The organism is Mucilaginibacter boryungensis, from assembly GCF_015221995.1.
Lineage (GTDB): Bacteria > Bacteroidota > Bacteroidia > Sphingobacteriales > Sphingobacteriaceae > Mucilaginibacter > Mucilaginibacter boryungensis.
Genome location: NZ_JADFFM010000001.1, coordinates 2,618,604 through 2,644,341, shown reverse-complemented (window position 1 = coordinate 2,644,341; position 25,738 = coordinate 2,618,604). Strand labels below are relative to the sequence as shown.

At 42.8% G+C, this 25,738-nt stretch carries 29 protein-coding genes and 1 tRNA gene; 10 read left to right on the top strand and 20 right to left on the bottom strand.

Annotation, left to right across the window (positions count from 1 at the left end; all coding sequences use genetic code 11):
* Positions 1 to 56: 56 nt before the first annotated feature.
* The 3 genes from IRJ18_RS11165 to IRJ18_RS11155 all read right to left on the bottom strand — a co-directional run bounded on the left by IRJ18_RS11165 (position 57) and on the right by IRJ18_RS11155 (position 981).
* Entirely contained in the window at positions 57 to 257 is a 201-nt protein-coding gene (locus IRJ18_RS11165) for a hypothetical protein (RefSeq protein WP_194106281.1), read from the bottom strand.
* 139 nt (positions 258 to 396) lie between these two features.
* A complete protein-coding gene (locus tag IRJ18_RS11160) occupies positions 397 to 606 on the bottom strand; it encodes a hypothetical protein (protein ID WP_194106280.1) in 210 nt (69 codons plus the stop codon).
* Positions 607 to 723: 117 nt separating this feature from the next.
* A complete protein-coding gene (locus tag IRJ18_RS11155) occupies positions 724 to 981 on the bottom strand; it encodes a hypothetical protein (protein WP_194106279.1) in 258 nt (85 codons plus the stop codon).
* Between the two features lie 191 nt (positions 982 to 1,172).
* Here IRJ18_RS11155 and IRJ18_RS11150 point away from each other — a divergent pair, with 191 nt between their 5' ends.
* From IRJ18_RS11150 to IRJ18_RS11140, 3 genes are all read left to right on the top strand, one after another.
* Entirely contained in the window at positions 1,173 to 1,742 is a 570-nt protein-coding gene (locus IRJ18_RS11150) for an RNA polymerase sigma factor (protein ID WP_317174071.1), read from the top strand.
* Positions 1,743 to 1,754: 12 nt separating this feature from the next.
* Positions 1,755 to 2,864, top strand: a complete 1,110-nt coding sequence (locus tag IRJ18_RS11145; RefSeq protein ID WP_194106278.1) for a S1C family serine protease — start codon at positions 1,755 to 1,757, stop codon at positions 2,862 to 2,864.
* An 80-nt stretch (positions 2,865 to 2,944) separates the two neighbouring features.
* Complete coding sequence (locus IRJ18_RS11140) at positions 2,945 to 3,379, top strand: energy transducer TonB (RefSeq protein ID WP_194106277.1); 435 nt, start codon at positions 2,945 to 2,947, stop codon at positions 3,377 to 3,379.
* Between the two features lie 63 nt (positions 3,380 to 3,442).
* Here IRJ18_RS11140 and IRJ18_RS11135 read toward each other — a convergent pair whose 3' ends face one another.
* The 4 genes from IRJ18_RS11135 to pdxH all read right to left on the bottom strand — a co-directional run bounded on the left by IRJ18_RS11135 (position 3,443) and on the right by pdxH (position 6,226).
* Positions 3,443 to 3,748 carry a GIY-YIG nuclease family protein gene (locus IRJ18_RS11135; RefSeq protein WP_228072700.1) on the bottom strand — a complete coding sequence of 102 codons (306 nt, stop codon included), beginning with the start codon at positions 3,746 to 3,748 and terminating at the stop codon, positions 3,443 to 3,445.
* A gap of 96 nt (positions 3,749 to 3,844) precedes the next feature.
* Positions 3,845 to 5,050 (bottom strand): NADH-quinone oxidoreductase subunit D, encoded by a 1,206-nt coding sequence (locus IRJ18_RS11130; protein WP_194106276.1) that lies wholly within the window; start codon positions 5,048 to 5,050, stop codon positions 3,845 to 3,847.
* 34 nt (positions 5,051 to 5,084) lie between these two features.
* Positions 5,085 to 5,582: an NADH-quinone oxidoreductase subunit C gene (locus IRJ18_RS11125; protein WP_194106275.1), complete on the bottom strand. Its 498-nt coding sequence runs from the start codon at positions 5,580 to 5,582 to the stop codon at positions 5,085 to 5,087.
* Positions 5,579 to 6,226: a pyridoxamine 5'-phosphate oxidase gene (gene pdxH / locus IRJ18_RS11120; protein WP_194106274.1), complete on the bottom strand. Its 648-nt coding sequence runs from the start codon at positions 6,224 to 6,226 to the stop codon at positions 5,579 to 5,581. Before pdxH ends, IRJ18_RS11125 begins: the two co-directional genes overlap by 4 nt.
* 94 nt (positions 6,227 to 6,320) lie before the next feature.
* Between pdxH and IRJ18_RS11115 the strand changes: the two genes are divergently transcribed.
* Positions 6,321 to 6,884: a YqgE/AlgH family protein gene (locus IRJ18_RS11115; protein ID WP_194106273.1), complete on the top strand. Its 564-nt coding sequence runs from the start codon at positions 6,321 to 6,323 to the stop codon at positions 6,882 to 6,884.
* Positions 6,885 to 6,996: 112 nt separating this feature from the next.
* The gene (locus IRJ18_RS11110; protein WP_194106272.1) at positions 6,997 to 7,407 is read left to right on the top strand and encodes a hypothetical protein; all 411 of its coding nucleotides are present in this window, start codon (positions 6,997 to 6,999) and stop codon (positions 7,405 to 7,407) included.
* 25 nt (positions 7,408 to 7,432) lie between these two features.
* On the opposite strand, the gene purE is transcribed toward IRJ18_RS11110, so the two are convergent.
* Together purE and IRJ18_RS11100 are read right to left on the bottom strand one after the other, a co-directional pair.
* The gene (gene purE / locus IRJ18_RS11105; protein WP_194106271.1) at positions 7,433 to 7,939 is read right to left on the bottom strand and encodes a 5-(carboxyamino)imidazole ribonucleotide mutase; all 507 of its coding nucleotides are present in this window, start codon (positions 7,937 to 7,939) and stop codon (positions 7,433 to 7,435) included.
* 110 nt (positions 7,940 to 8,049) lie between these two features.
* Complete coding sequence (locus IRJ18_RS11100) at positions 8,050 to 9,189, bottom strand: 5-(carboxyamino)imidazole ribonucleotide synthase (protein ID WP_194106270.1); 1,140 nt, start codon at positions 9,187 to 9,189, stop codon at positions 8,050 to 8,052.
* Positions 9,190 to 9,402: 213 nt separating this feature from the next.
* On the opposite strand from IRJ18_RS11100, the gene IRJ18_RS11095 reads away from it, so the two are divergent.
* Positions 9,403 to 10,866, top strand: coding sequence for an NADP-dependent isocitrate dehydrogenase (locus IRJ18_RS11095; RefSeq protein WP_194106269.1), 1,464 nt, complete (start codon positions 9,403 to 9,405; stop codon positions 10,864 to 10,866).
* 114 nt (positions 10,867 to 10,980) lie between these two features.
* Here the strand turns inward: IRJ18_RS11095 and IRJ18_RS11090 are convergent, their stop codons facing one another.
* The 4 genes from IRJ18_RS11090 to IRJ18_RS11075 form a co-directional block, all read right to left on the bottom strand.
* Positions 10,981 to 11,448 (bottom strand): hypothetical protein, encoded by a 468-nt coding sequence (locus IRJ18_RS11090; RefSeq protein WP_194106268.1) that lies wholly within the window; start codon positions 11,446 to 11,448, stop codon positions 10,981 to 10,983.
* A 200-nt stretch (positions 11,449 to 11,648) separates the two neighbouring features.
* On the bottom strand, positions 11,649 to 11,828 hold the full coding sequence (locus IRJ18_RS11085; RefSeq protein WP_194106267.1) for a spore protein: 180 nt from the start codon (positions 11,826 to 11,828) through the stop codon (positions 11,649 to 11,651).
* Positions 11,829 to 11,857: 29 nt separating this feature from the next.
* Positions 11,858 to 11,928: transfer RNA gene (locus IRJ18_RS11080), tRNA-Cys, on the bottom strand.
* A 51-nt stretch (positions 11,929 to 11,979) separates the two neighbouring features.
* Positions 11,980 to 12,726 carry a TrmH family RNA methyltransferase gene (locus IRJ18_RS11075; protein WP_194106266.1) on the bottom strand — a complete coding sequence of 249 codons (747 nt, stop codon included), beginning with the start codon at positions 12,724 to 12,726 and terminating at the stop codon, positions 11,980 to 11,982.
* Here IRJ18_RS11075 and tamL point away from each other — a divergent pair.
* Positions 12,717 to 15,098 (top strand): translocation and assembly module lipoprotein TamL, encoded by a 2,382-nt coding sequence (gene tamL / locus IRJ18_RS11070; RefSeq protein WP_194106265.1) that lies wholly within the window; start codon positions 12,717 to 12,719, stop codon positions 15,096 to 15,098. The genes IRJ18_RS11075 and tamL overlap by 10 nt on opposite strands.
* A gap of 62 nt (positions 15,099 to 15,160) precedes the next feature.
* On the opposite strand, the gene IRJ18_RS11065 is transcribed toward tamL, so the two are convergent.
* On the bottom strand, positions 15,161 to 15,598 hold the full coding sequence (locus tag IRJ18_RS11065; protein WP_194106264.1) for an RrF2 family transcriptional regulator: 438 nt from the start codon (positions 15,596 to 15,598) through the stop codon (positions 15,161 to 15,163).
* A gap of 205 nt (positions 15,599 to 15,803) precedes the next feature.
* Here IRJ18_RS11065 and IRJ18_RS11060 point away from each other — a divergent pair, with 205 nt between their 5' ends.
* The 3 genes from IRJ18_RS11060 to IRJ18_RS11050 all read left to right on the top strand — a co-directional run bounded on the left by IRJ18_RS11060 (position 15,804) and on the right by IRJ18_RS11050 (position 17,824).
* Positions 15,804 to 16,349 (top strand): TspO/MBR family protein, encoded by a 546-nt coding sequence (locus IRJ18_RS11060; RefSeq protein ID WP_228072698.1) that lies wholly within the window; start codon positions 15,804 to 15,806, stop codon positions 16,347 to 16,349.
* 1 nt (position 16,350) lies between these two features.
* Positions 16,351 to 16,923, top strand: a complete 573-nt coding sequence (locus IRJ18_RS11055) for a hypothetical protein (protein ID WP_194106263.1) — start codon at positions 16,351 to 16,353, stop codon at positions 16,921 to 16,923.
* Between the two features lie 115 nt (positions 16,924 to 17,038).
* A complete protein-coding gene (locus IRJ18_RS11050; protein ID WP_194106262.1) occupies positions 17,039 to 17,824 on the top strand; it encodes a hypothetical protein in 786 nt (261 codons plus the stop codon).
* Positions 17,825 to 17,972: 148 nt separating this feature from the next.
* Here IRJ18_RS11050 and IRJ18_RS11045 read toward each other — a convergent pair whose 3' ends face one another.
* The 6 genes from IRJ18_RS11045 to IRJ18_RS11020 form a co-directional block, all read right to left on the bottom strand.
* The gene (locus tag IRJ18_RS11045; RefSeq protein ID WP_194106261.1) at positions 17,973 to 19,223 is read right to left on the bottom strand and encodes a sulfate adenylyltransferase subunit 1; all 1,251 of its coding nucleotides are present in this window, start codon (positions 19,221 to 19,223) and stop codon (positions 17,973 to 17,975) included.
* A 1-nt stretch (position 19,224) separates the two neighbouring features.
* Positions 19,225 to 20,127 (bottom strand): sulfate adenylyltransferase subunit CysD, encoded by a 903-nt coding sequence (cysD, locus tag IRJ18_RS11040; protein WP_194106260.1) that lies wholly within the window; start codon positions 20,125 to 20,127, stop codon positions 19,225 to 19,227.
* A 179-nt stretch (positions 20,128 to 20,306) separates the two neighbouring features.
* Entirely contained in the window at positions 20,307 to 21,047 is a 741-nt protein-coding gene (locus tag IRJ18_RS11035; protein WP_194106259.1) for a phosphoadenylyl-sulfate reductase, read from the bottom strand.
* A gap of 1 nt (position 21,048) precedes the next feature.
* Complete coding sequence (locus IRJ18_RS11030; protein ID WP_194106258.1) at positions 21,049 to 22,563, bottom strand: TSUP family transporter; 1,515 nt, start codon at positions 22,561 to 22,563, stop codon at positions 21,049 to 21,051.
* Positions 22,541 to 23,326 carry a uroporphyrinogen-III C-methyltransferase gene (cobA, locus tag IRJ18_RS11025; RefSeq protein WP_194106257.1) on the bottom strand — a complete coding sequence of 262 codons (786 nt, stop codon included), beginning with the start codon at positions 23,324 to 23,326 and terminating at the stop codon, positions 22,541 to 22,543. The genes IRJ18_RS11030 and cobA overlap by 23 nt, the downstream gene beginning before the upstream one ends.
* Positions 23,323 to 25,407: a HEPN domain-containing protein gene (locus tag IRJ18_RS11020; RefSeq protein ID WP_194106256.1), complete on the bottom strand. Its 2,085-nt coding sequence runs from the start codon at positions 25,405 to 25,407 to the stop codon at positions 23,323 to 23,325. Before IRJ18_RS11020 ends, cobA begins: the two co-directional genes overlap by 4 nt.
* Positions 25,408 to 25,738: the final 331 nt, after the last annotated feature.

Genomic DNA, 25,738 nt, shown 5'->3' with positions numbered 1-25,738 from the left:
TAAATAACAAAGCCCGGTCAAATTGACCGGGCTTTGTTATTTTATTACCGCAAAAATTACATTTTTTTAGTTGAATCTTTTTTAACAACTGTATCAACCTTAACAGTTGAATCTTTTTTAGTTGAATCTACAACGGTAGTAGCTGTTGAATCTTTTTTAACTGTATCAGTAGTTGAAGCTGAACCAGAACCTTTACAAGCAGCAACTGATAAAGTGATAGCTAAAGCTAAAAAGCCAAATTTAAATGCGTTTTTCATTTTTGAAATATTTTATGTGTTATAGTTTTGTTTATTAATACCGGGTATTAAAAAAGGTAACCCGTTTTTTTTAAAAAAGTATAAAAAACAAAACGCCCGGGTAAAATACCCAGGCGTTCTATTTTCTTTCCAGGAAAAATTACATTTTCTTGGTTGAATCTTTCTTAGCAGCAGAATCTTTCTTAGCTGTGTCAACAGTAGCAGCAGAATCTTTCTTAGCTGTGTCAACAGTAGCAGCAGAATCTTTTTTAGCTGAATCTGTAGCAGAAGCTGAACCAGAACCTTTACAAGCAGCAACTGATAAAGTGATAGCTAAAGCTAAAAAGCCAAATTTAAATGCGTTTTTCATCGTTAATTTTTTTAAAGTGATTATAAATTTAGTGTTAATACCCACAAATATAAAAAGGTAACCCACATTTATTGAAAAAATTTACGATTTATTTGAATTAGCTTTAAAATATTGCAATTATGGATTTTTTACTATTGTCTTTTTTGCTACAGTTTTCTTTGCAACAGTTTTAGAAATTGTATCAACTTTTTTTGTAGTATCCGTTACCGGCGAGGCGGTATCAACTTTAATGGTAGTATCAGTCTTGGTGTTTACTGAACTTGAAGAGTCAACTTTTGTAGAATCAGCGCTGCTGGCCGTATTGTTACCGTTGCAGGCGGCTATTGAAACGGTAATGACCGCGCCAAGGCAAAATGTTTTAAATGCGTTTTTCATAGTGATGTGATGTTTTATTGTTCAGGGTATATAACCAGTATCCCGGGGGTTATGTTTTAAAGATATGTTAAGTTAATTTTAACTTTATCGGCCTGAACATCAGCAAGGAAGGCGGGTAACAATAATATTATAGCTGATTTATTTTTTTTTATGAATAATGGGTTACAATTTAGCGCAAATAGTATTAAGTAGTGAGTAAAGAGATGAACAACAGTGTGCCAACCGATAATGAAGTGATATTGGGCATACTCAATAATTCGGAAACGGTATTGAAAAGATTGTATCTCGCTTACTTTCCAATGGTATTGCAATTAATAATTAACAATAGCGGTACCCAGGATGATGCCAAAGATATTTATCAGGAGGCTATTATAGTTCTTTATAACAAAGTTAAAGGCGGCGAATTTGAGCTGAGTAGCAAGCTGAAAACCTTTATCTACTCTGTATGCAGGCGCTTATGGCTTAAACGCTTAAGCCAAATGAACCGGTACGGAGGGGATATCAGGGATTTTCAGGAGCATTTACCTGTTGAGGAGGATGTTGACCTGCACAGCGACCGCGATATACAATTCGGTAAAATGGAAAGCTCGCTTAAATTATTAGGCGAACCTTGTAAAACAATTATCGAAGACTTTTATATTAATGACAGATCGATGCAGGAGATCTGCGAGAAGTTTGGTTACACCAATGCGGATAATGCCAAAACTCAAAAATATAAATGCCTGCAAAGGTTGAAGAAATTGTTTTTTCAGCAGAAGTAAAGGAAAAAAGAAATGAGTACTTACCAGTTAACAGAAGCAATTGAGCGCTATTTAAATGGTGAAATGGGCAGCGAAGAACGCGCCCACTTTGACCAATTGCGCAAAGAAAATGCTGATATTGACAGCAAAATAGCCGAGCACCTGCATTTTGCCGGCCTGCTTAAGCAGTACCGCGAACGTTTAGAACTGGAGCGCAAACTTAACGCCATCCATGATGAGATAGATGTGCATACGCTGGTTGAGGAAATGACGGTACACCCATCATGGATAGTGCAGCTATGGCGTAACCATCACTCTAAAATATCAGTTGCCGCATCGGTAGCTATTTTTGCGGTGCTGACTACGATGTTCTTTACCGGATATTTCTCCAATATAAACCAACCTCATTATCAGGAGCTTAAAACAAAGCTTGATCATATTGAACAGTCAACGCATCAGTTAAGTACTAAAACTACTGCGTTAGCCAGCGAGATACATAATAAGAAGAAATTATTAAGCCCGGGTAATTATAAAGGGTCGGGGTTTGCCTTATCAAGCAATGGTTATATTGTTACCAACTACCATGTGGTTAGCGGCAAGTTCGATTCTTTATATGTACAAAACGCTGCCGGCGATTCATACCGTGCCAAGTTAGTGTACACCGCTCCACAATACGATATTGCCATTTTGAAAATAGATGATGACTCGTTTGAAAACCTGCCGGCATTACCATATAACTTCCGCAGGGCTAAGAGTGATGTTGGCGAAGAAGTATATGCTGTAGGCTATTCTGAAGGTGATTCACCTGTATTTGACAGGGGGTATGTTAGTTCAGTTAATGGCTACAAAAGCGATTCAAGCGAATACCGGGTATCAATCCCCGTTAACCCCGGTAATAGCGGGGGGCCTTTAATTAACAGCAAGGGCAGTATCATAGGTATTGTATCGGGCAGGCAAACACAAACCGAAGGTGCCTCGTATGCTAAGAAAGCAGGATATTTATACAAGGCTATACAAAATGTACCCCTTGATTCGTTAAGTGGTAAATTAAGCCTGAATAATAAGAATACATTAGCAGGCTTAAACCGTGTGCAGCAATATAAAAAGCTGCAGAACTACGTGTTTATGGTAAAAGTATATTAAGGAAACTCCTTAAAGTATACCAGTAAGAGACGTAAAAAAATTGCGTCTCTTTTTTTATGTTTATGAATTATTGAATTTAGATGAGAAAATATTTTTTCCTGTTATTATTTGCCATAGCCGGTGTAACCACTACCCGGGCCCAGATAGCAAATGACCCGGCACGCGATGAATTTATTGAGGATATGGCCAAATTTGCTAAAACACAAAAATATGTGCAGCAGATACCTGAATTTAAAGGCGGCGCCGGTGCTTTGTACGATTATATGCAGAGTCACATTATTTACCCCGAACAAGCACGCAAAGAAGACCTGTCGGCACAGGTATTTGTCAGTTTTATGATAGACTGGAAAACAGGCTTACCCAAAGATGTAAAGATTGTGCAAAGCAGTAATAAGCTATTCGAGGCTGAAACCCTGCGGCTGATAAAAACTATGCCTGCCTGGACACCCGCAAAGCAGGATGGAAAGAGTGTGAATATGGTTTTAACCATACCCGTTTATTTTCATTTGAATTAACTTTGCCACCCGTCATAGCGAGCGATAGCGTGGCTATCCCCGGTAGGCAGAGCAGAATATAAATTATTCAGACGTTAAGTCGTTATACAAATCTCGCCATTCAGGATTAAGTCCATTTATTAAATCAATTTTATATTTCCTGCTCCTGTCCTTTAACGATTTTTCTATAGATATTGCTTCTTCAATAAGTGGATAGAAATTATAATAAACTAAAATATCACAATTGTATTTTGACGTAAAGCTTTTGGGGTGCACTTTGTTCTTGTGCTCCCAAATTCTATTGATCAGATTCGATGTCACACCAATGTATAAAACGGAATGTGTTTTATTAGTTGTAATGTAAACGTGGCCGCCTTTTTGAATTGACATATCCTGGGTTTAAATATCTAACGGACCTTTATATTGGGGATAGCCACGCTGGCGCTCGCTATGACGTAGTGGAAATTGTTTTGTTCAACTATTACTTTACCTATCCACCTCACCTAATACAAAATCAATTGAACCTACAATTGCTATCAGGTCTGCGATCATTACATTTTTAGCCATTGCGGGCAGTACCGAAAGGTTGCTGAAACTTGGCCCGCGCGATTTAACGCGGAATGGAATTTCCGTACGTCCATCGGCTATAAAATAAAAGCCTAATTCGCCTTTACTGCTCTCGGCACGCATGTAAAAGTCCTGCGCTTTTGGGATGATCTTTTTAGGTAGTTTTGCCCTCGGATCAAACTCAGGCGTGCGTTTTAATTCCTTTTGCAGGCGGTCAAGGCATTGTTCGATTATCTTTAACGATTCCTCAATTTCATCTACCCGCACTTTATACCTGTCCCAGCAGTCGCCCACTGTCCCCATTAAGCCGGTGCCAACAGGTATCTCAAAATCAAGTTCAGGATAGGCAGAATAATTATCAATACGACGCAAATCCCACTTCAGGCCCGATCCGCGCAGCATAGGGCCGCTGCAACCATAATTAATGGCTACATCAAGCGGTAGTATGCCTACGTTTGCTGTGCGGTTAATAAATACCTGGTTATCGGTTAGCAAACCGTTTAGCTCGACCATTTTGGGCTTGAAATAATCTACAAACTCGCGGCAACGCTCTTCAAACCCCACAGGCAAATCGTAAAACAAGCCGCCCACCCAAATATAATTATACAACATCCGCGAACCTGACGCCCACTCCAGCATCCCCATAATATGTTCCCTGTCGCGGAAACACCACAGGAAAGGGGTAAAGGCGCCAATATCAATGCCGTAAGTGCCAATGGCTATCAGGTGCGAAGCTATACGGTTCATTTCGCATACCAGCACACGGATATACTCTACGCGTTTGGGGATATCTTTTTCAATACCCAGCATCCGTTCAACGCCCATTACCCAGGCATGGCTGTTGTTCATGCTGGCCAGGTAATCCATACGGTCGGTAAACGGGATAGTCTGCTGATAGGTAAGCGATTCGGCGTGTTTCTCAAAGCAGCGGTGCAGGTACCCAATGTGCGGGATCACCTCTTTCACAATCTCGCCGTCGGTAATCAGTTCCAGTCGTAAAACACCATGGGTAGATGGGTGCTGCGGGCCCATGTTCAGCACCATATCTTCGGTAGCGGCGTGGGCTATTTTTTGGTTATAGCGCTCTAAAGCTTCTGTATATAATGGTAAAGTGGTGTTTGACATGGTAGATGGTAGGGCCGGGTTTATCAATTATTAATCAATCTATTTTAATGCCTTTGTAATATTCTGCGTTTTTATAATCCTTACGCAATGGGAAACCCTCCCAATCGTCCGGCATAAGCAACCGGCGCATATCTGGGTGGCCTTCAAAATAGATACCATACATATCGTAAGCCTCGCGTTCGTGCCAATCGGCAGCTTTGTATACCGTAGTTATACTTGGGAAATGGGGCAATGCTTCGCCCGTACGATCATGTTCGCGGCTTACTTTTAAAACCAATTGCGTTTGGTAAGGGATGGACGTTAAATGATAGACCACACCAAAACGGCCCGCTTCCACTCCGTAATCAACCCCCGAAAGACAGCTAAGAAAATCAAAATAAGTGGCAGGGTTATCCCTTAGTTCAAGGCAAACCTTAACAATATCATCAGGATTGATGAGCAGGGCAGGCTGCAGGCCGATTAATTCCTCGCCGGTAATCACCTGTTCACCAAATTTAGCTATCAGTAATTGTTTTATTTCAGCAAGCATCATGGTGCAAGGCGAACTATCTTCCAGTTTTTATTATCAATCTTTTTATAAACTATACGGTCGTGCAGGCGACTGCTGCGCCCCTGCCAAAATTCAACCAGGCGGGGTTTTAAGATATAGCCACCCCAGTACGATGGCTTAGGCACATCTTTATCGGCATATGCTGCTTCCAGTTCAACCATTTTTTCTTCCAGTACCTTGCGGCCGGCAATTTCCTGGCTTTGTGCAGAAACGAGGGCGCCCAGCTGACTTGCTTTTGGGCGGCTATGGAAATATGCTTCGCTTTCTTCCCGGCTTAACTTTTCAATCGTCCCTTCAATACGTACCTGGCGCTCTAATTCAGGCCAAAAGAAAACGGTTGATGCCAAAGGGTTCTTTGCTATTTCTTTACCCTTGCGGCTCAGGTAATTAGTATAAAACATAAAGCCTTCCTTATTGAAGCCTTTCAACAAAACTATCCTTGCCGATGGGTGGCCATTGATAGTTGCTGTAGCCAGTGTCATGGCATTCGGTTCGTTTACGTTGGCTGCTATAGCATCATTAAACCACTTATCAAATTGATTAATAGGGTCTTGCCTTACTTCTTTTTCGGTAAGTGTGGCTGCGCTATAATCCTGCCTTAAATTTTGTAGTTCCTCATTTTTCATTACTGCAAACTTACAAATTAATTATACCGTATATCAAATGCAAGCATTTTAGTTTTTGCAAACGATTATCTATTTTGGGTGTTTATTTTGAATTATGTTAAACTCTATCCCTGCAGCTGTTGGCAGACTATTGATATCGGAACCATTTATGATGGATCCTAATTTTAAACGTTCGGTAATTTTGTTAACCGAATACCATGAAGAAGGCGCTGTTGGTTTTGTATTGAACCATCAAAGCGATAACCTGCTTGGCGATTTATTGCCGGATGTTTCCTACTCGGAGATCCCTGTTTATCATGGTGGGCCAGTTGCCGAAGATACCCTGCACTTTATTCATCGTTGTCCGGATAAGATAGCGGGCGGATTAGAGATTTGGAATGGTATATACTGGGGCGGAGATTTTGAAATGGTGAAAACCCTGATCAATAATTATCAGTTAACCACCGACGAGATTAAGTTTTTTACCGGATATTCAGGCTGGTCAGCCGGGCAGTTAGAGGATGAATTACAAGAAGACACCTGGATAGTGGCCAATCAATTTAATGTGGATACCATTTTTGCCGATGCCGAACATAACCTATGGCGCGAAGTAGTAATTGGTTTAGGCCAGCGTTATGCCCATATTGCTAATTTTCCCGAAAATCCAACGCTAAACTAATCTGTAGCAACCAGTTTGCAGAAGCAGAGAAATCAGACACCCTTCACATTAACCGGACATAATTGTAGCAAATTAGGTTTGTCTTGCGTAATTATATAAAACACATACGATTATGCTTAAGATATTAGCTGGTTTATTATTAGTAGCATGCTTTTTCTCGTGTAATCATGAATCGGCAACACCCGGTTGTGAACCGCAGGCATGCACCGAAGTTTTTGTTACTTTTGGTATTCACTATACCGATAAGGCGGGTAACCCAATTACAGTACAAAATTTTAGTGCCATAAACCAACGTACACACCTGGCCATGCCAAACATGCAAACCGGCCTGCTGATGACTGGATATTATGTAGTAGCGAACGACAGTGTAAAGCAACAATTATCAACAGACGGAGATGACATCCTGATATCAGCAACAAATCCGGCAACAAATCAAACAAAAATAGTGACGGTAAGGTTGGCGGGTGGCTGCAATTGCCATGTGACAAAAATATCGGGGCCGGAAACTGTAGCCTTTGATTGATGGATTAGCGAAAATTTAGAAGCTATTATCCAGCCAGGCCTTCATCGCGCATTTCTCTTGCAGAAGCTTCAACTTTTTGTTTAAGTTCATCCTTGAATTTTATCAGGTTATGCACTACAACCTCGTCGGCAGTTGATAAGATCTGCGCGGCCAGAATGCCTGCGTTTTTAGCAGCATTTAAAGCTACTGTAGCCACCGGGATCCCATTAGGCATTTGCAGGATAGATAAAACAGAATCCCAGCCATCAATTGAATTGCTTGATTTTACAGGTACCCCAATAACCGGCAGGTGGGTTAATGAAGCAACCATGCCGGGTAAATGCGCAGCACCGCCGGCACCTGCAATAATCACTTTAAGGCCACGGTCGGCAGCCGATCGGGCATAGCTGAACATCAGGTCGGGCGTACGGTGTGCCGATACCACGGTGATCTCAAATTCGACGCCTAATTCTTTTAAAACATCGGCAGCGTCCTGCATCACCGGCAGGTCTGATTTGCTGCCCATAATGATGCCTACTTTAGGTTGGTTCATAGTTTAATATATTTTCGTCATTGCGAGGAACGAAGCAATCTCTTAAAAAGCAGAGCAAACTTTGCAGTCTGGAGATTGCTTCGTTCCTCGCAATGACGTTATGGTAATAACTAACTTATCACTTTTAAAGTATCTTGTACAAATCTCGCTTTTTCAATAGCCTTTTCCCTGTCTGCATCCACAATAGTAACATGCCCCATTTTGCGGAATGGCTTGGTTAGGGCTTTGCCATACAAATGGATATAAACACCGGGTTGGTTTAACACTTTTTCAATACCCTGATATATTGCCGGGCCTTCGTAACCTGCTTCGCCTAATACGTTTACCATAATGGCGTTGTTCAGGCAATCGGTATTACCTAATGGTTGGTTAAATATCGCGCGCAAATGCTGTTCAAATTGCGATACAGTATTTCCCTCAATAGTTTGATGGCCGCTATTGTGCGGACGTGGCGCAAGCTCATTTACCAGCACACGGCCATGCTTATCTAAAAACATTTCAACCGCTAACAGGCCCACAATCTTTAAGCTTTCGGCAATGTGTTTGGCTATGCTTTCGGCTTCCTGGTGAATTTCAAAAGGTAGGGTAGATGGCGCTATCAGGAATTCTACCAAATTTGCTTCGGGGTTAAATTCCATTTCCACCATGGGGAAACATTTTACATCGCCATTTTCATTTCGGGCAACTATAACGGCTATTTCTTTTTCAAAATCTATCCAGCGTTCCACCAAACTGGGTTCGGTAAAGGCTTTATCTAAATAGGTCTCGTCAATAACTTTGTAAACACCTTTACCATCATAGCCGTCGCGGCGCAGTTTTTGAATATATGGAAAGGGGATAGGGCTTTGTTTTAACTGCTCCAGCGAGTTTACGATCTGGAAATCGGCTGTTGGGATATCATTCTCTTTAAAGAACTGTTTTTGCAGGCCCTTATCCTGTATCAGGCGAATGATCCGTGGCTGCGGGTAAACTAATACCCCTTCTTTTTCTAATTGCTCCAGCGCGTCTACATTAACCTTTTCAATCTCGATGGTCAACAGGTCTACCGTTTTACCGAAATTATAAACTGTTTCATAATCGCCCAACGATCCTGTGGTAAATTCATCGCAAAGTTTGCGACAGGGGGCTTGGGGGTCGGGGTCTAAAACTTTAATGGTTACATTGTAATTTATAGCCTGCTGTATCAGCATGCGCCCAAGTTGACCGCCGCCTAAAATGCCAAGTTTAAGGTCTCCGTAAAATGCTTTCATTGTTGATACTGCAAGTTTAGCCCAAATCTTTTAAAAAGCCTAAAAGTATTATGTTTAAATCAGCTAACGGGCTTTTGTTAGTGTAATTAATACACATTATTGTAACGGTATTGTTTTATTTTAATAATTTGGCCTTAATTGTGTCCAAATAGCTTTAAATCAGCCTAAAAATTGTATGTTTGCATAGTATTTACATCATATATATTATACTGAATGAAAACTAAAATAGCGGTAGCTAAGGGTGACGGTATCGGCCCGGAAATAATGGACGCCGTTCTCCGCATATTTAAAGCCAACAACGTTAAACTGGAATATGAATTTGTTGAAATGGGTAAATCCTATTTCGATGCTGGCCACTCAACAGGGATGACTGCCCAGGCTAAAGAAACCATTGAAACTTTAGGCTTATTGTTTAAGGGCCCTATGGAAACCCCAAAAGGCAAGGGCGTGAAAAGTATAAATGTTACTGCCCGTAAGGTGTGGAATACTTATGCTAACCAGCGCGACTTCCGTACCCTGAATGGTGTAAATACAGTTTTCAGCAAAGCAGGGATACCTATCAATTTAACCATCATTCGCGAGAATATTGAAGATACCTACGGTGGCATTGAACACTTGTTAACTTATGATGTGGCCGTTGGCCGCCGTATTATTACCCGTCCGGGTTCGGCACAGGTGATCCGTTATGCTTTTGAGATGGCTAAACGTAAGGGTTATACCAAACTAACCTGCGCGCACAAAGCCAATATCATGAAACTGACCGATGGTATGTTCCTGGAAGTTTTCCAGGAGATTGCAAAGGAATATCCGGAGATTGAAGCCAATGATATTATTGTAGATGACCTGTGTATGAAGCTGGTATCGCGCCCTGAAACTTTTCAGGCCATTGTATTGACCAATCTGCAGGGCGATATCGTATCCGATCTTTGCGCCGGTTTGGTTGGCGGTTTAGGTTTCGCGCCATCTGCTAACATTGGCGATAACATATCTATTTTTGAAGCTGTACACGGTACCGCGCCCGATATTGCAGGCAAAGGGATTGCCAACCCGACAGCGTTATTATTGTCAGGTATATCAATGTTGCGTTATTTAGGCTATGCATCAAACGCTGCGGCTATTGAAAACGCATTGCTTTACACTTTAGAACAAGGTGTACACACCGGCGATTTTGGCGACAGATCTATCCCTGCCTCTAATACTAATGAATTTGCTGACGCGATCATCGCTAATCTGGGTAAAGTACCAGCTGATGGCGGCGTATTTGAGGATACCAGTTTTGAAGTAAGCGAAGATATACGTGCAAACCTGATCAAAAATAAACTGACCGCCACCAAAGGTGTCGTGGAAGAAATGATTGGGGTGGATGTGTTTGTAGAGTCAAACGTTCAACCCGATGAATTGGCTGAATTAGCCAAAAAGTGCCTCCGCTTTAACGATAACTTCGATCTGGTGATGATATCCAACCGTGGTACACAAGTATGGCCAACCGGCTCTATTTATACCGAACTGGTGAACGAATACCGTATCCGATTCGAGAAAAAAGCTGGCAGGCAAATTAAACAGAAAGAACTACTGCATATAGCAGCTGATTTGTCCGAAGAAGTGAAAATTTGCTCGGTTGAATTCCTGATGAACTTTGGGGGTAAAATTGGGTATACTTTAGCGCAGGGACAATAGGTCAGTGATTGGAGATCAGTTAATCAAAGATTAGGTATTTCTGTGATATAAAAATAGCGATAGGTTTTTTAACCTATCGCTATTTTATTTTAAAACTAATCTCTATCACTAATCTCAGTCTCCATAATATTTATTGGCAATAAATACTATTGGGAAACCAAAAGCCACAATCAGCGCAGACATGTTTTTAAGTACACCGGCCAACTTCATTGGCCTTTGTACAATATGGCTTAAATAAGGCACCACCAAAAAATTCATTATAAAAAATATCAGCAGCCCCAGTATAAATGCCAGCAATATTTTGTTTCGAAAAATATTAATGAGGAAGGGATAAAGCCTGAAAAGTATAACGGTGAATATTAAAGCTATAAAGTAGTGAAATAACACACCATAAAGCACCATATCTACCCCGCCTGTTGTCGCTGCTTTTCCAAAAAAACCACTTGCTATATATTTAAAGATGGCTGCCGCCGGTACCTGGGGGTTAAGTACAATAGCCGAAAGCGCATCGAGCGTGCCGCACAGCAGCCATGTGAGTAGTGTATACTTAACAATTCCCTGGTTTTTAGTTTTAACTGTCATAATTGATTGGATTAAAGGTTTTTAAAGATAATTAAAAACTGTAATAACACTATTTTTATGAAAGTTCGCCAGTGGAAAATGTGTGAAAATCACCCTATAAGGGGGAGAGGGACCCCGTTATATCAGGGCGCTATTAAACGCAAAAAGCCCTGCCGGCTATAGCCAGCAGGGACTTGAATTTTTTTTTCGCTTAACCGAAATTACTTTGCAGCAGCAGCGGCTTTCGCTAATACTTCATTGTTTTTAGCGATCTGGCTGTGTTTCGACTCAGCAGAGCGGCTACCTAACTCAATGTTAGTAGCTAATTTTAAAAACTGTACTTCTAAACGTGAAGTGGTTTTGTTCTTTCTGTCTTTCCTTTTTAAACGTGTAACGCCCATGATAATCTCTTTATAATATGTTAACCTCGAGGTCGAGAGCGGATTCGAACCGCTGTACAAGGTTTTGCAGACCTCTGCCTAGCCACTCGGCCACCCGACCATTTTTCAGGATTGCAAAGTTAATAATAATTTGATGCAAGCCAATTTTAATTTAAAATCTATTTCTAAACACTTCCGAACAAAAAATCGCGGTAGCAATAGCTACATTTAACGATTCTGTTTGCCCCGCGCCAGGTATGGTAGCGGCGGTGCCTATCAGTTGCTGTACACCGGGCCTTATACCATTACCCTCGTTCCCCATAACTATCAGTCCTTCAGTATTGAAACGTATGGTGTAAATGTTCTGGCCATTTAATAATGCGCCATAAACCGGCATGTTTAATTTAGGGATGGTAGTTTCCAGATCGGTATAATACACATTTACCCGCGCCAGCGACCCCATGGTAGCCTGCACTACTTTAGGGTTATAAACATCCACACAATCATCAGAACAAATGATATGGTTGATGCCAAACCAGTCGGCCGTACGGATGATCGTACCCATATTACCCGGGTCCTGCACACCATCAAGCACCAAAGCATATTTATTTTTTAAAAGGCTGGCATTTAATGCGGGCCACTCGGGTATCTTTATTAGTGCAATAACTTCCTGCGGTGTGGTTAAACTGCTTATCTTAGCCAAATCATTTAAAGAAGTTTCCTGAAAATTTATTTTTGCGGATAATTTCAGCAATTTTGGTGTAATAGCAGCCGTATGGTAAACAGTTTGGACAGGGTAACCCGAGGAAATAAACTCAGTAACGGATTTATATCCTTCGGCCACAAATAATCCATGAACATTGCGGAACTTTTTATGTTGTAAGGATTTAAATAAACTGATCTGGGATTTTGAAAGCATATATCGATCTAAAACATAAAGGCTTTACAATATTAGTTATTCTATTGGTTATTCTGCTTGCGGGATGCAGTTTAACGCGCCGTTTAAAACCAAATGAATCGCTGGTGCGCAAAATTACCATAAAAGGTGTAGATAAAGAGTTTAGTGAAGCTGCGCCTACTTATGTGGATAAGCAACAGCAACCCAATAACTGGATAAACCTGAACCTTTATTACATGTTCAGTAAAAACGGCAAAAAAGATGTGGGCGAACCGCCATCAATACTGGATAGCTCGTTGGTTGAATACTCGCGCCTGCAAATAGAAAGATTTTTACAAAACAAAGGCTACCTTAAAGCTAAAGTTACCGATTCCATTATTATAAAAAACAAGCGCGCCCAGCTGATATTCACCGCTGTTGAAGGCCCGATGTTTAGGGTAAGGAAGTTTCAGGATAGTATATTGGATAAAAGGGTAGAAGCACTTTACCGGGTGAACAGGCCGAAGTTCTCGCACATACAACCAGGTGGCCGGTTTGATACCGACAGCCTTGCTTATGACCGTGATGAATTTTACCAGGTAATGCGGCGGAATGGTTACTATGATTTTTATCGCCAATACATTAATTATAACTACGATACAACCTTTAATAATAGCGTGGTTGATGTAAAAATGATCATCCACAACCCCATAGGAAAATCGGCGCACCCTGTTTATACAATCAACAATACGCTTATTACCATTACAAACAGCTATGGGCATACACCGGGCCATGCCGATACTTTACAGGTCGATTCGCAATTTAGGTTTGTTGATTTTTCAAAGCGTTTTAAACCCAAGGCCGTAACTTATTACATTTTTCAGAAAAAAGGCGAATTGTATGATATTGATAAACAATCGTTAACCACCTCGCGGTTATCTGAACTTAATGTATTTCGAAATGTACCCAACCCTACGTATCAAAAGTTATCCGACAGCAGTAACAAGCTGAATACTAAAATTGACATTGTCCCTTTAAAGCGGATGAGCGACCGGGTGGAAGGCGAGTTTATTTTTAATGGCGGCCGCTATGGTTATAACATAGGCAATACTTTTACCAACCGTAATTTATTTAAACGTGCCGAAATACTACAGCTTAAATTAAACTGGAGCGTATTGTTTGATAACGCTAATGGATCAGGCAGTGCAGGTATACAAAACCAGGACTTTAAGGCTGGTATCAATTTATCCTATCCCCGCATTATAACTCCTTTTAACCTGCCCATATTAGGAAAATATGGTGTCCCGCATACCACGTTTTCTACTAACTACGCCTTGTTTTTCCAAAAAGGGTTGGTGCAGCGCGAGAGTTTTAATAATTCGGTAACTTATGATTTCGCCGAAACTGGTCACAAACTGCACTCGCTAACGCCACTTAATATCGAGTATTCGACAGGTACTATTGACCCCGTTGCGCGCCAGGAATTATTAAAGCAGAACCGTTACTCGTATATATTTCTAATCGGGCGTACCGTATTAACAGTTGGGAGCCAGTATTCCTACCAGGTAAATGCCGATATGCTGAATTCTATAGGCAGCTTCGAGTATTTCCGCGGATCGTTAGACGTTGCCGGCAATACGCTTAGTTTGCTTGCCAACGCGTTAAATACCAAGCGCGATACAGCAGGGCAGCGCACAATTTTTAACACGGCCTTTTCGCAGTATGCCAAAGCCGAGATAGATTACAGGATATATCGCAACCTTGGTGGCGAACGGCAGATCGTATTTCGTATTAACCCAGGCATCGGTGTGCCATATGGCAACAGCAACCAAATGGTATTTGAAAAGAATTTTTATGCCGGCGGCGCTAACGATAACCGTGCCTGGCTGCCGCGTACGCTGGGCCCCGGACAGTTTAACAGGGCAGTGTATAGTGATAGTACCATACGGCAGCGTTTAAAATACCTTGACCAATTTGGCGAGATAAAAATTGCCGGTAACCTGGAATATCGGTATAAAATAGCCGACAACTTCTTTGGATCGAAACTAAAGGGTGCTTTATTTAGCGATTTTGGCAATGTATGGCGCTTGCATAACGAACCTGATAACCCCGGCGGGCAATTTAAATTCAGCAATCTGTTCCAGTCGACAGCTATTGGGGTAGGCTTTGGCTTGCGCTTTGACCTGACTTTCTTTGTTTTCAGGCTTGATGCTGCCTTTAAGTTTAAAGATCCACAGTTTAACGGCGGCGACCAATGGGTGATGATCAAACACTTTAATGAGTTATTCCACCCCGGCGAGTTTAAACAATCATTTATAAATGCCAACAGCACAGGGCGTAACCCCGATGGTTCCATCCGGGGGGACTCTTATAATTTTATGCAGCTAAATTTTGGTATAGGCTTACCATTCTAATAAACCAACACGGTAGTTGCGGCACGAATACCAGCTATGCATATACCGTTGCATTATCGCAGCTAACCGATACTTATCAGATTAGTTTCCCTATCGATGATATCGGCAATACTGGTTTCACTTAAGATTTTCAGGGTAGCGTCGCGAACATCAATAAACACATCGCGTATACCGCAGGTGGTTTCCTGGTGGCATTCATCGCAGCGATGATAAAAATTCAGGCTGGCGCAGGGTACCATGGCAATTGGCCCATCAGTAATGCGCAGCACATGTACCAGGTAAATATCTTTTGGATCTTTATTCAGGCTGTAGCCGCCGCCCGCGCCTTTTTTACTATACAAAAAGCCTGCGTTTCGTAAATCAAGCAGTATTTGCTCAAGAAACTTTTTGGGGATCTTTTCCTGTTCAGCTATCCACGATATTTGAAGGGGCGGTTTGTCCCGATGTTTGCCCAGTATTACTAATGCCTTAATGGCATATTTGGTTTTTTTGGAAAGCATTTGCGCCAGTTAAAAAACAAAACTATTATAAAAATGATAAAGTTTACTTGCTCTGCCCAAATATTCTGAAAAAATGTAAGTTTCCCTATAGTTTTAATATATTTTTTTATTTAGGCAGCATTTAATATGGCTTGCCAGCCAGAGAGTTGCTTTATTTAACCACAAAGACGGATTACTCAACAGCAGATTGTTCATGATTTGCCAAATGCGTATATATGCAAAACTAACTTTAGTCACCATTGTTACACGACGTATGAGCGCTAAGGCACAACAAGGCAAATTTCAACCTTTGCCCTTTATTATCAATTTAGGTATTACTTTAGGCATAGCCGCTGTAGCATCGTATTTCACTATAAAAGAAATACCGGGCTGGTATAGCACGCTTCACAAACCATCATTTAACCCGCCTAATCAATTATTTGGGCCCGTGTGGACAGTGTTGTACATCCTGATAGCCATTGCCGCCTACCTGGTTTGGAGGCATCGTGCCGAATCGGATAGTTATCATACAGCCCGTCTAATTTATTTTGTGCAACTGCTGTTAAATTTTTCGTGGTCAATTGTGTTTTTTGGGCAGCATCAAATATTGTGGGCGCTGGTGGTTATCATTTTATTATGGCTAAGCATACTGGCCAATATGTATTACTTCAGTAAATTTAGCAGAATAGCTTGTTGGCTATTATTGCCTTATTTGCTTTGGGTAAGCTTTGCAACAACGCTTAATTTTTCCATTTATCTGCTAAACCATTAAAATGTTTAAATTAGCATCAGTTACTAAACTATACAATATGCTGAAACGTATTTACCTGACTATTGCTGTACTTATTGCATTGAGCCAATTTGGCTGGGCCGATACGATAAACATTAATCATTTTGTAATTAAGGATAACCCCTTTGGCCAAAGTCAGATAGCTATAGTTGCTACCGACTCGTTAAACAACCCCATGCAGAATGTGAACGGCCTGTTTACTTTTGCAGTGAACGGCTTTGAACAGGAGTTGACTTTTAACAAAGGCGTGGCCTTTTATCCCCCTAAAATAGAAAAGTCGATATTCCTCTATCTGCGCCATAATAACGATGCGGGCACCCATGCCATGCTATATTATGTTTACAAGCACGATGATAAGCTGAGCCCATTCCACGTGAGCTGGGGCTGGCTGCTGGTTATACCGCTTTCGCTGGTCCTGCTCGGCTACCTGTTTAAACGGTTCATCATTATTGCCGCTATCATCTTTATTATCTTCTTGTATTTTAATCACCACAACGGCCTAAGCTTTCCCACGTTCTTCTCCAGCATTATTGATGGGTTAAAGAGTATGTTTTGACCTTGATTGAAGTTCACCAAGACTTTGCTATTAAGACATAGGCTAAATGACCAAATAAATCATAATGACACATTGCAAATTACTCAAGAAAGTATCGATTACCATGCTATTGAGCATGGGTATCTTGCTCCATACTTTTAGCCAAACCCAACCACAGGTACAAAACGTTAACATGAGATCGCCGGCAAATATGAAGGTTGACGGTGAATTAAAGGAATGGACAAACAAAAATTTGAGTGCTTATAACCTGGCCAACAGAATATTTTATGTGGTTAGTAACGATGATATCTACCTGTATTTAACCGTTCGTGGTTCGGGCTCGGCAGCCGGACTTAAGATTTTGAAAGAGGGCATCACATTTACAATCAGTCATCATATCGAAAAAGATAAACGGACTAAAGATCCACAAAACGTTTCTGTAACCTTTCCTACATCGCAAAATGGAATGACGGTTTCATCGATAATGTATGCTCCGACACTTGTGTTGAGGTATGTGAAAGACACGCTAAAGTATCGAAAAGAGATAGATTCATTAACTGCGGCTACAAATGTACGCGTAGAAAAAATTGCCAAGGAGATCAAGGTCGTCGGTATTAAAGATATAAGCGACCCAACTATTTCTGTTTACAACGATAAAGATATTAAAGCAGCCATTCATTTTTGGAGGGGAGAGCCAGTTGTAGAATTTGCTATCCCATTAATATTCCTTGACTTAACATCGGCTAATCCAGTCACTTTTAGTTATAATATAAAACTAAATGTGCCCCGTTTAAATGGAGATTTTGCTATCCCGCAAAAATCCGGGGTTGACTATGGCCCTACCGGTATTTCACCAGATGATTCCTATCGCTTCACCGAAACAGAACTTTGGGGTGAATATACCTTAGCAAAGAAAAAGTAGTTTATTTTCCTTAAATCAGGAAAATCAAGTTCAAGCATAGTCTAAAAAAGGAACGCGCTCCTGATCAAAGCGCGCCCTTTCTTCTCAACTTAGGTATTAACTATTAGCAAAGACGCAGGCCTATTGCCTCTCTGCTCACTATGCTTGTTTATTCCGCAGCAGCTCTGAACATCAGTGCGCCCACGGTTAAATTGCTGCGGCTATCAATAATAATAGCGCGGCCATTTGCTTTATTTTGCTGGTAAACATCAAACGCCAGCGGCTCGGCGGTTTTCACCACAATGCGGCCAATGTCGTTCAGCTTAAACTCTTCGTCATATAGCTTTTCCAGCGTGTTGATCTGCATTTTGTAAAGTACCTCGCTAATTTTGCAGCGAGTTACTTTACTGTTATGCTGTATTAAATAGGTATGTGTAGGGTCAAGTGGTTTAGTATCCATCCAGCACAGGTCTGCCTCAATTAGTTGGGATACGATAGGCGGCTGGTTACTTTTAACCAGTATATCACCGCGACTGATATCGATCTCATCCTTCAAATGCAAAGTAACCGACATGCCAGCCGATGCCTCTTCAGGGCGTTTATCAAACAGTTCAATGCGGTCTAACGTAGTGGTAAACCCTGAAGGCAATACGGTAACGCTATCATTCAGTTTGAATGTGCCGCTCAGTACCTTGCCGGCATAGCCACGGTAATCGTGCAATTCGTCAGTTTGCGGACGCACTACCCATTGTACCGGCATGCGGGTGTAGTTAGCATCCTCGTCTACGTGGGTTTCTACAGTTTCCAGATAATCCAGTAGGCTTTTACCCTCATACCAAAACATCCGGTCGGATTTGAAACCTACGTTGTCCCCCTTAAGGGCGCTCACCGGGATAAAGTTTACATCATGCAGGTTCAGTTTAGCTGCCATTTCGCGGTAATCGGCAACTATCTTATCGAACACCTGCTGGTCATAATCAACCATATCCATTTTGTTTACACAAACAATTACGTGTGGTATTTCCAAAAGGGAAACTAAGAATGAGTGACGAATGGTTTGCTCGATAACGCCTTTGCGGGCATCTATCAATATAATTGCCAGGCCCGCGTTTGATGCGCCAGTTACCATATTACGGGTGTATTGGATATGCCCCGGGGTATCGGCTATAATAAATTTGCGTTTATCGGTCTGGAAGTATTTATACGCCACATCAATGGTAATACCCTGTTCACGCTCGGCTTTAAGCCCGTCGGTAAGGATCGCCAGGTCAATAGTACCGTCATCATTTTTGCGGTTACTGCGCTGCAAGGCTTCCAATTGATCGTCGAGGATAGAATCGGTATCATACAACAGGCGACCAATAAGGGTGCTTTTACCATCATCTACACTGCCGGCTGTTAAAAATTTAAGCATGTTCATATTAAAAATACCCTCCTTTCTTACGGTCTTCCATGGCAGCCTCGCTTACCTTGTCGTCCATACGCGCGCCACGTTCGCTAATGTTACTGGCGCTTATTTCATTAATAATATCGTCTATCTCAAACGCGTACGATTCTACCGCAGCGGTACAGCTCATATCGCCCACCGTGCGGAAGCGTACGTTTTTGCGTTGCACTATATCCTCATCATCCATATTCAGGAAAGGAGAGGCGGCCATCAACTGGCCATTACGGGTGATCACATCACGCTCGTGTGCGAAGTAAATGCTTGGTAACGGAATGTTTTCCCTGCGGATATAGTTCCACACATCCAACTCAGTCCAGTTACTTATCGGGAATACCCGCACGTTCTCGCCTTTGTGAATTTTGCCATTGTATAAATCCCATAATTCGGGGCGCTGGCTTTTGGGGTTCCACTGGCCAAATTCATCGCGAACAGAGAATACGCGCTCTTTGGCCCGAGCTTTTTCCTCATCACGGCGGGCCCCGCCTATACAGGCATCAAACTGATGTTTGGCAATGGTATTTAACAGGGTAACGGTTTGCAACTGGTTGCGGCTGGCATTTTTGCCTTTTTGTTCAACCACGCGCCCCGCATCAATATCATCTTGCACATAACCGACGATCAGTTTTTCGCCTATACGGGCAACCATCTCATCTCGGTACTTTATTGTTTCTTCAAAGTTATGCCCGGTATCAATATGTACCAGCGGGAACGGGAACTTACCCGGACGGAAAGCTTTCTCGGCCAGGCGCACCAGTGTAATAGAATCCTTACCGCCTGAAAACAATAGCGCCGGTTTTTCAAATTGCCCGGCAACCTCCCTTAATATATGGATAGCTTCCGCCTCCAACTCATCTAAATAATCCGGTTTTGTACTCATTCTCTATATTAATTCTTTTCAGTTTCTTCCGTTAGGAAATAATCAACCGCGTTTCCCCTCTTGAGAGGGGCCAGGGGTATGTCCTTTCTTCGGTAAACTTTCGGAAGGACATACCCCTATGAAAGTTTTTGTTGCCTGCTGGTTCAGTGCTTCCCCTCTCAAGAGGGGAAAGTCCTTATCTACAAAGGCTTTAATTCTTTAGTTTCTTCGTCAATTACATCCGCACTGTGCAGGCCACATTCTTTCTTGGATTGATCTTCCCACCACCAGCGGCCGGCACGGAAATCCTCGCCGGGTTGTACCGCGCGTGTACAGGGGGCGCAGCCAATGCTCGGGAAACCCCTGTCATGCAATGTGTTATAAGGCACATTGTTTTCACGGATGTATTGCTTCACCTCATCCAGGTCCCAGCCGTAAATAGGGTGGAACTTTACCAGCTTATTGCCTTCGTCCCATTCTACGTCGCTCATAAACTGGCGGTTGGCCGATTGTTCGGCACGGATGCCGGTTATCCAGCATTGATTGCCGGCCAGGGCACGTTTCAAAGGCTCTATCTTGCGGATATGGCAGCATTCCTTACGGTTATCTACCGATTCGTAAAAGCTGTTGGGCCCTTTTGCACTTACCATTTGCTGAAGGCTTTCCGCATCAGGATAATAAGCATGAATTGGTTTGCCATACATTTCCAGCGTGCGGTTCCATACGTAGTAGGTCTCCGGGAAGAGCCTGCCGGTTTCCAGTGTGAATACCTTGATGGGGATATTGTTAGCGAAGATCATATGGGTGATCACCTGATCTTCCCAGCCAAAACTTGTAGAGAAAACAACGCCCCCGGGATAGGTATCAGCTAAATGCCTCAACGCTTCAACCGGAGATAAGCCGGTGGTTTGTTTTTTTATATGTTCAATTAAAGCATTCATTTTAAATTACTTTCATTAAAAATAACAGGATACTTCGCAAACTAATAAGCATTACGATTACCGCCACCGCTACCATAATAGCTTTGGTGGATATTTGGTTAGATACTTTTGCTGCAATAGGCGATGCCAACGCGCTGCCAATAATTAGACCTGCTACAGCGTCCCAATGTGCGCCGTTAAGCATGGTAATAAAGGTTAGCGAACTCATAAGCGCGATGAAGAACCGGGATAGCTTTACAGTACCCAGCGAAAAGCGAGGGTTGCGCCCACCGGCAATTAACGTAGATAACACGATAGACCCCCAGCCGCCGCCGCCAACAGCATCAATAAACCCGCCGCCGAAGCCCAGGAATGATACTTTTTTAATTTTATCTGCCGATTTTTTGCGGCCCGTATTAAATGCTTTTTTCAGGATAACTACACCAAGGATAAAGGTGTAAACAGATACCATGGGTTTGGTATAAGTACTGTAATGCTCTAACGATGATAACAGGTAAGCACCCAATACAGCTCCAATAATACCTGGTATAAGCAGTAATTTAAATAATTTCCAGTTGATGTTATTCAGGCGGTAATGCATCCAACCGGCAATACCGTTGCTCATAATTTCGCTGAGGTGCACACCCATACTGGCCGAGGCTGGAGGGATACCCATGCTTAACGAAAAGCTGGTTGACGTTACCCCATAGGACATGCCAATGGCACCGTCTATCATTGCAAAAACAAACCCGGCGCCTAAGAAATAATAAAAAGTAGGGGGGATGCCCCTAAGATAAGCCTGTGCATCGGGATCTTTGAACCATAAAGCGGTAACGGTAACAACTAAGGATAGTACAATAGCGCCCCAAATTAGCCACTTGAAATTCTTTTTTGTTTCTTCTGCCTGTTTTTTAGGCTCAACCAAAACCGCGGTCAGCTTATTTAGCTGGCGGACCTTATCGCTAAAATCTCCGTTTAGGGAATTGCGCAGATGATTTACCTGATGAAGTGTGGTGTCAATTTCATCAGGGATACCGTCATTTAAAACTTCCTTAATACGCTTGGCTACTGTGGGCGACTTGCCGTTGGTAGAGATAGCTATTTTAAGGTTGCCTTTTTGTACGATAGAACCCAGGTAAAAATCGCACAGGTCGGGTTTATCAGCAATGTTTACTAACAACTTCCTGTCCCGCGCCGACTGACGGATATACTCGTTTAGTTGGGGCTTACCTGTAGCGGCTATTACCACGTCGGCATTGTCCAGGTCGGTATCCGTAAATGTTTTTTGCAGGATATTTACCTGCGGATAGGCTGCGGCCAGTTCATGCACATCACTTAAAATGGCGTTGGCAATAACGGTTACCCTTGCCTGCGGACTGTTACCAAGCACAGCCGTCAGTTTTTCCAAACCAACAGCCCCTGCACCGATAAGCACCGTATGCAATTCATTAAGCTTTAAAAATACCGGGAACAATTCGTTCTTGTCCGATGTCTTTGCAGCTTCAGGCAATCCGTTATTCTTTGTCAGCAATGGCATAAAAATCTTTTATTGGCTGATACTTTGGGTGCAGCGAAACCACTTCGCCCAGTACAATCAGCGCGGGGGCCTTTACCTTATTTTCTTCAACCACTTCAACAATGGTGTCCACCACACCAATGGCTATTTTTTCATTCTCAGTACTTCCGCTTTGTATTACCGCTACGGGCAGTTTACCACGGCCTTCGTTTTGGTACAGCTTCACAATTTCCTTTAGCTTTTGTACGCCCATCAATACTACAACAGTAGCGCGGCTGCGTACAGCATCATATAGATCGTTTGACAATAGCCCGCTGGCTGTGGTGCCGGTTACCACCCAAAAACTTTCGCTTAAGCCACGGTGTGTTACCGGGATACCCTGCAAGCCAGGCACACCAATTGAACTGGAAATACCAGGGATCACCTGCGTTGGGATGCTGTAATTAGCAGCAAAATCTAATTCCTCATATCCGCGACCGAATACAAATGGGTCGCCGCCTTTCAGGCGCACTACGTGGCCATAATTCAGCGCGTAATCAACCATTAGTTTATTAATGGCGCTTTGTTCGTAATAATGTTCGCCGCTGCGTTTGCCTACGTAAACCATAACGGCGTGTGTTGGGGCAAAATGCAGCAGTTCATCATTCACCAGCGCATCATACAAAACCACATCGGCGGTTTGCAGGGCTTTCACCCCCTTAATGGTAATCAGCTCGGCATCGCCGGGGCCTGCACCTACAAGGGTAATGCGTGGTTCTTTTATATTTTTATCAGGCGCTATCATGCGTTTACCGCTTCCTCTCTTTTTGCTTTTACCTGGTTTAAGAATGCTTTAGCCTGTTCTATATATTCAGTTGCAAAGGCTTCAGATGGCTCATGTTTGTTGATCTGCAATACCAATTCCTCAAAACTTGTTGCCAATGGTACGTCACCAGTTGCGACATATTGTTCATCAAACGCTTTAATAACGCCAGTTTGGGTGCTACTATTCACACCCCTGTCTAACAATAATGCTTTCGCCCCGCTAATCATAACCGCGTAAGCATGATAAATGCTATCAGCCCAGCGTTTTTCGTCATAAGCCAGATTGGCCCATTCCAGTTTCTCGTCGCTTTCGTACAACAAGGTAGCTACCAGGTCAATAATAACGCTGGCACATTCGCCCACACCAATGGCGGTTTTAAAGGTCTCCTCGTGTCCCCAGTCTACAAATTCCTCGTCGGTTAGGTTAGTTAGGTCGGCCAGGGGTTTTAATAGCTGGTAGAAATAATCTTTCCCATTACGATCATAATAATCATGGAAAGTTTCATCCTCGATAGAATTCGCTTTAAAATCATTCAATACCCAGCGCAGTACATTAGCGGCGCGTTTGGCAGGCACTTTTATCACTTTATCGGCCGCACGGCCAATGCCATTGCCAACGGTGCCGCCGCCCAGCAAAACCTGCATAGATGGTAAAACCCTTGTGCCGGCTTTTAACGAGCTGCCATGGAACCCAATATGCGCTAACCCATGCTGGCCGCAGCTATTCATACAGCCACTGATCTTTATTTTTATATCGCGGTTGTTTACAAATTCCTCATACTCAGTGTAAACCACTTCTTCCAGTACACGTGCAAAAGTCATGCTGTTGCTGATACCCAGGTTACAGGTATCGGTACCCGGACAGGTAGTTACATCGGCCAGGCTATCAAAACCCGGATCGGCCAAATTAACCGACGCCAATGCTGCGTAAACGGCTGGTAAAGCTTCCTTCCGGATATATTTCAACAATAAACCCTGATTAGCGGTGATGCGTATCTCATCGGCCACCCATGGGCGTAATGCTTCAACCAGTTTACGGGCTTCGGGGGTTTTAATATCGCCTACAAGCACTTTTACATATACGCCGTAGAAACCGCTTTGTTTTTGCTCGAACACGTTAGTCGCCAGCCATTGTTCGTAAGCCAGGCTTGGCGCAAAAGTTGGGTAATCGGTATTTTGCGGAATTGCAGGGGTGCTGATGGCCGTCCTGTCTATAGGATAGGTTTTTACCTTGGTAGCCGTTTTTTCTAATGCCACCAGTTTCAGCAACTCTTCCAGCCCTATTTTCGCTACCAGGAATTTCATCCTGGCTTTATTACGGTTATTACGCTCGCCATAGCGGTCGAACACCCGGATAACCGCTTCTATGAACGGGATCATCTCATCTTCGGGTAAAAACTCGTGCACTACACTGGCAATAGCCGGTTGCGCGCCCAGGCCGCCGCCTAATAAAACTTTAAAGCCGCGTTCTTCGCCTTTTAGTTTGGGGATAAACCCAAGATCGTGAATATAAGAAAGCGCCGTATCCTTATCGCTTGATGAAAAACTGATCTTAAACTTACGGCCCATTTCCTGGCAAATAGGATTACGCAGCAAGTATTCAAACGTAGCATGCGCATATGGCGAAACATCAAACGGCTCCAGCGGATCGATACCCGCATTGGGTGATGCCGTTACGTTACGTACGGTATTACCGCAGGCTTCGCGCAGGGTAATATCATCCTGGGCCAGTTTAGACCATAGTTCGGGCGTACGGTCCAGGCTTACATAATGTATCTGGATATCCTGGCGGGTGGTAAGGTGCAGGTTGCCGCTGCCGTATTCATCGGCTATATCGGCAATACGCAGTAACTGTTTAAAGGTAACTTTGCCAAACGGCAGCTTAATACGCACCATTTGGACCCCTGGTTGGCGCTGGCCGTAAATGCCGCGTGCCAGGCGTAAGCTCCTGAACTTTTCCTCGTGTATATTCCCTTCCCGGAAAGCGCGTATCTTCTTTTCCAGGTCTATAATGTCCTTCTCCACTACGGGATTCTCCAGTTCTGTTCTGAAGCTTTGCATGTGTTTGTTTGTTTAAAATGTTATGAAAAAGCCCCTGCGGCGTTGGCTGAAGAGGCTGGTAGCTAATGTGTTATGTAACCTTAGGCCTCATGTACTAACCATACATACAGCACCAAAGCGTTACCATAACGAGTGCATTGATTACCTTCACGTTGTAAATATATATATAGTCTACGGAATTAATAGAATTTATTTGAATTTTGTTACAGAAACCTGATAAAACAAAAGTAGTAATTGGGAATTAGCGGATGATATCGGGCGTGTAATTTTATGGCGACAAAGATACCCGGTTGGATAGTGTCACACGCGGCACGTGTGCGCCAGCAGAGGG

Bases quoted from the DNA above. Each gene is read 5' to 3' on its own strand.
- IRJ18_RS11165 (WP_194106281.1), bottom strand. From the start codon at position 257: ATGAAAAACGCATTTAAATTTGGCTTTTTAGCTTTAGCTATCACTTTA.
- IRJ18_RS11160 (WP_194106280.1), bottom strand. From the start codon at position 606: ATGAAAAACGCATTTAAATTTGGCTTTTTAGCTTTAGCTATCACTTTA.
- IRJ18_RS11155 (WP_194106279.1), bottom strand. From the start codon at position 981: ATGAAAAACGCATTTAAAACATTTTGCCTTGGCGCGGTCATTACCGTT.
- IRJ18_RS11145 (WP_194106278.1), top strand. From the start codon at position 1,755: ATGAGTACTTACCAGTTAACAGAAGCAATTGAGCGCTATTTAAATGGT.
- IRJ18_RS11140 (WP_194106277.1), top strand. From the start codon at position 2,945: ATGAGAAAATATTTTTTCCTGTTATTATTTGCCATAGCCGGTGTAACC.
- IRJ18_RS11135 (WP_228072700.1), bottom strand. From the start codon at position 3,748: ATGTCAATTCAAAAAGGCGGCCACGTTTACATTACAACTAATAAAACA.
- IRJ18_RS11130 (WP_194106276.1), bottom strand. From the start codon at position 5,050: ATGTCAAACACCACTTTACCATTATATACAGAAGCTTTAGAGCGCTAT.
- IRJ18_RS11125 (WP_194106275.1), bottom strand. From the start codon at position 5,582: ATGATGCTTGCTGAAATAAAACAATTACTGATAGCTAAATTTGGTGAA.
- pdxH (WP_194106274.1), bottom strand. From the start codon at position 6,226: ATGAAAAATGAGGAACTACAAAATTTAAGGCAGGATTATAGCGCAGCC.
- IRJ18_RS11115 (WP_194106273.1), top strand. From the start codon at position 6,321: ATGTTAAACTCTATCCCTGCAGCTGTTGGCAGACTATTGATATCGGAA.
- IRJ18_RS11110 (WP_194106272.1), top strand. From the start codon at position 6,997: ATGCTTAAGATATTAGCTGGTTTATTATTAGTAGCATGCTTTTTCTCG.
- purE (WP_194106271.1), bottom strand. From the start codon at position 7,939: ATGAACCAACCTAAAGTAGGCATCATTATGGGCAGCAAATCAGACCTG.
- IRJ18_RS11100 (WP_194106270.1), bottom strand. From the start codon at position 9,189: ATGAAAGCATTTTACGGAGACCTTAAACTTGGCATTTTAGGCGGCGGT.
- IRJ18_RS11095 (WP_194106269.1), top strand. From the start codon at position 9,403: ATGAAAACTAAAATAGCGGTAGCTAAGGGTGACGGTATCGGCCCGGAA.
- IRJ18_RS11090 (WP_194106268.1), bottom strand. From the start codon at position 11,448: ATGACAGTTAAAACTAAAAACCAGGGAATTGTTAAGTATACACTACTC.
- IRJ18_RS11085 (WP_194106267.1), bottom strand. From the start codon at position 11,828: ATGGGCGTTACACGTTTAAAAAGGAAAGACAGAAAGAACAAAACCACT.
- IRJ18_RS11075 (WP_194106266.1), bottom strand. From the start codon at position 12,726: ATGCTTTCAAAATCCCAGATCAGTTTATTTAAATCCTTACAACATAAA.
- IRJ18_RS11065 (WP_194106264.1), bottom strand. From the start codon at position 15,598: ATGCTTTCCAAAAAAACCAAATATGCCATTAAGGCATTAGTAATACTG.
- IRJ18_RS11060 (WP_228072698.1), top strand. From the start codon at position 15,804: ATGCGTATATATGCAAAACTAACTTTAGTCACCATTGTTACACGACGT.
- IRJ18_RS11055 (WP_194106263.1), top strand. From the start codon at position 16,351: ATGTTTAAATTAGCATCAGTTACTAAACTATACAATATGCTGAAACGT.
- IRJ18_RS11050 (WP_194106262.1), top strand. From the start codon at position 17,039: ATGGGTATCTTGCTCCATACTTTTAGCCAAACCCAACCACAGGTACAA.
- IRJ18_RS11045 (WP_194106261.1), bottom strand. From the start codon at position 19,223: ATGAACATGCTTAAATTTTTAACAGCCGGCAGTGTAGATGATGGTAAA.
- cysD (WP_194106260.1), bottom strand. From the start codon at position 20,127: ATGAGTACAAAACCGGATTATTTAGATGAGTTGGAGGCGGAAGCTATC.
- IRJ18_RS11035 (WP_194106259.1), bottom strand. From the start codon at position 21,047: ATGAATGCTTTAATTGAACATATAAAAAAACAAACCACCGGCTTATCT.
- IRJ18_RS11030 (WP_194106258.1), bottom strand. From the start codon at position 22,563: ATGCCATTGCTGACAAAGAATAACGGATTGCCTGAAGCTGCAAAGACA.
- cobA (WP_194106257.1), bottom strand. From the start codon at position 23,326: ATGATAGCGCCTGATAAAAATATAAAAGAACCACGCATTACCCTTGTA.
- IRJ18_RS11020 (WP_194106256.1), bottom strand. From the start codon at position 25,407: ATGCAAAGCTTCAGAACAGAACTGGAGAATCCCGTAGTGGAGAAGGAC.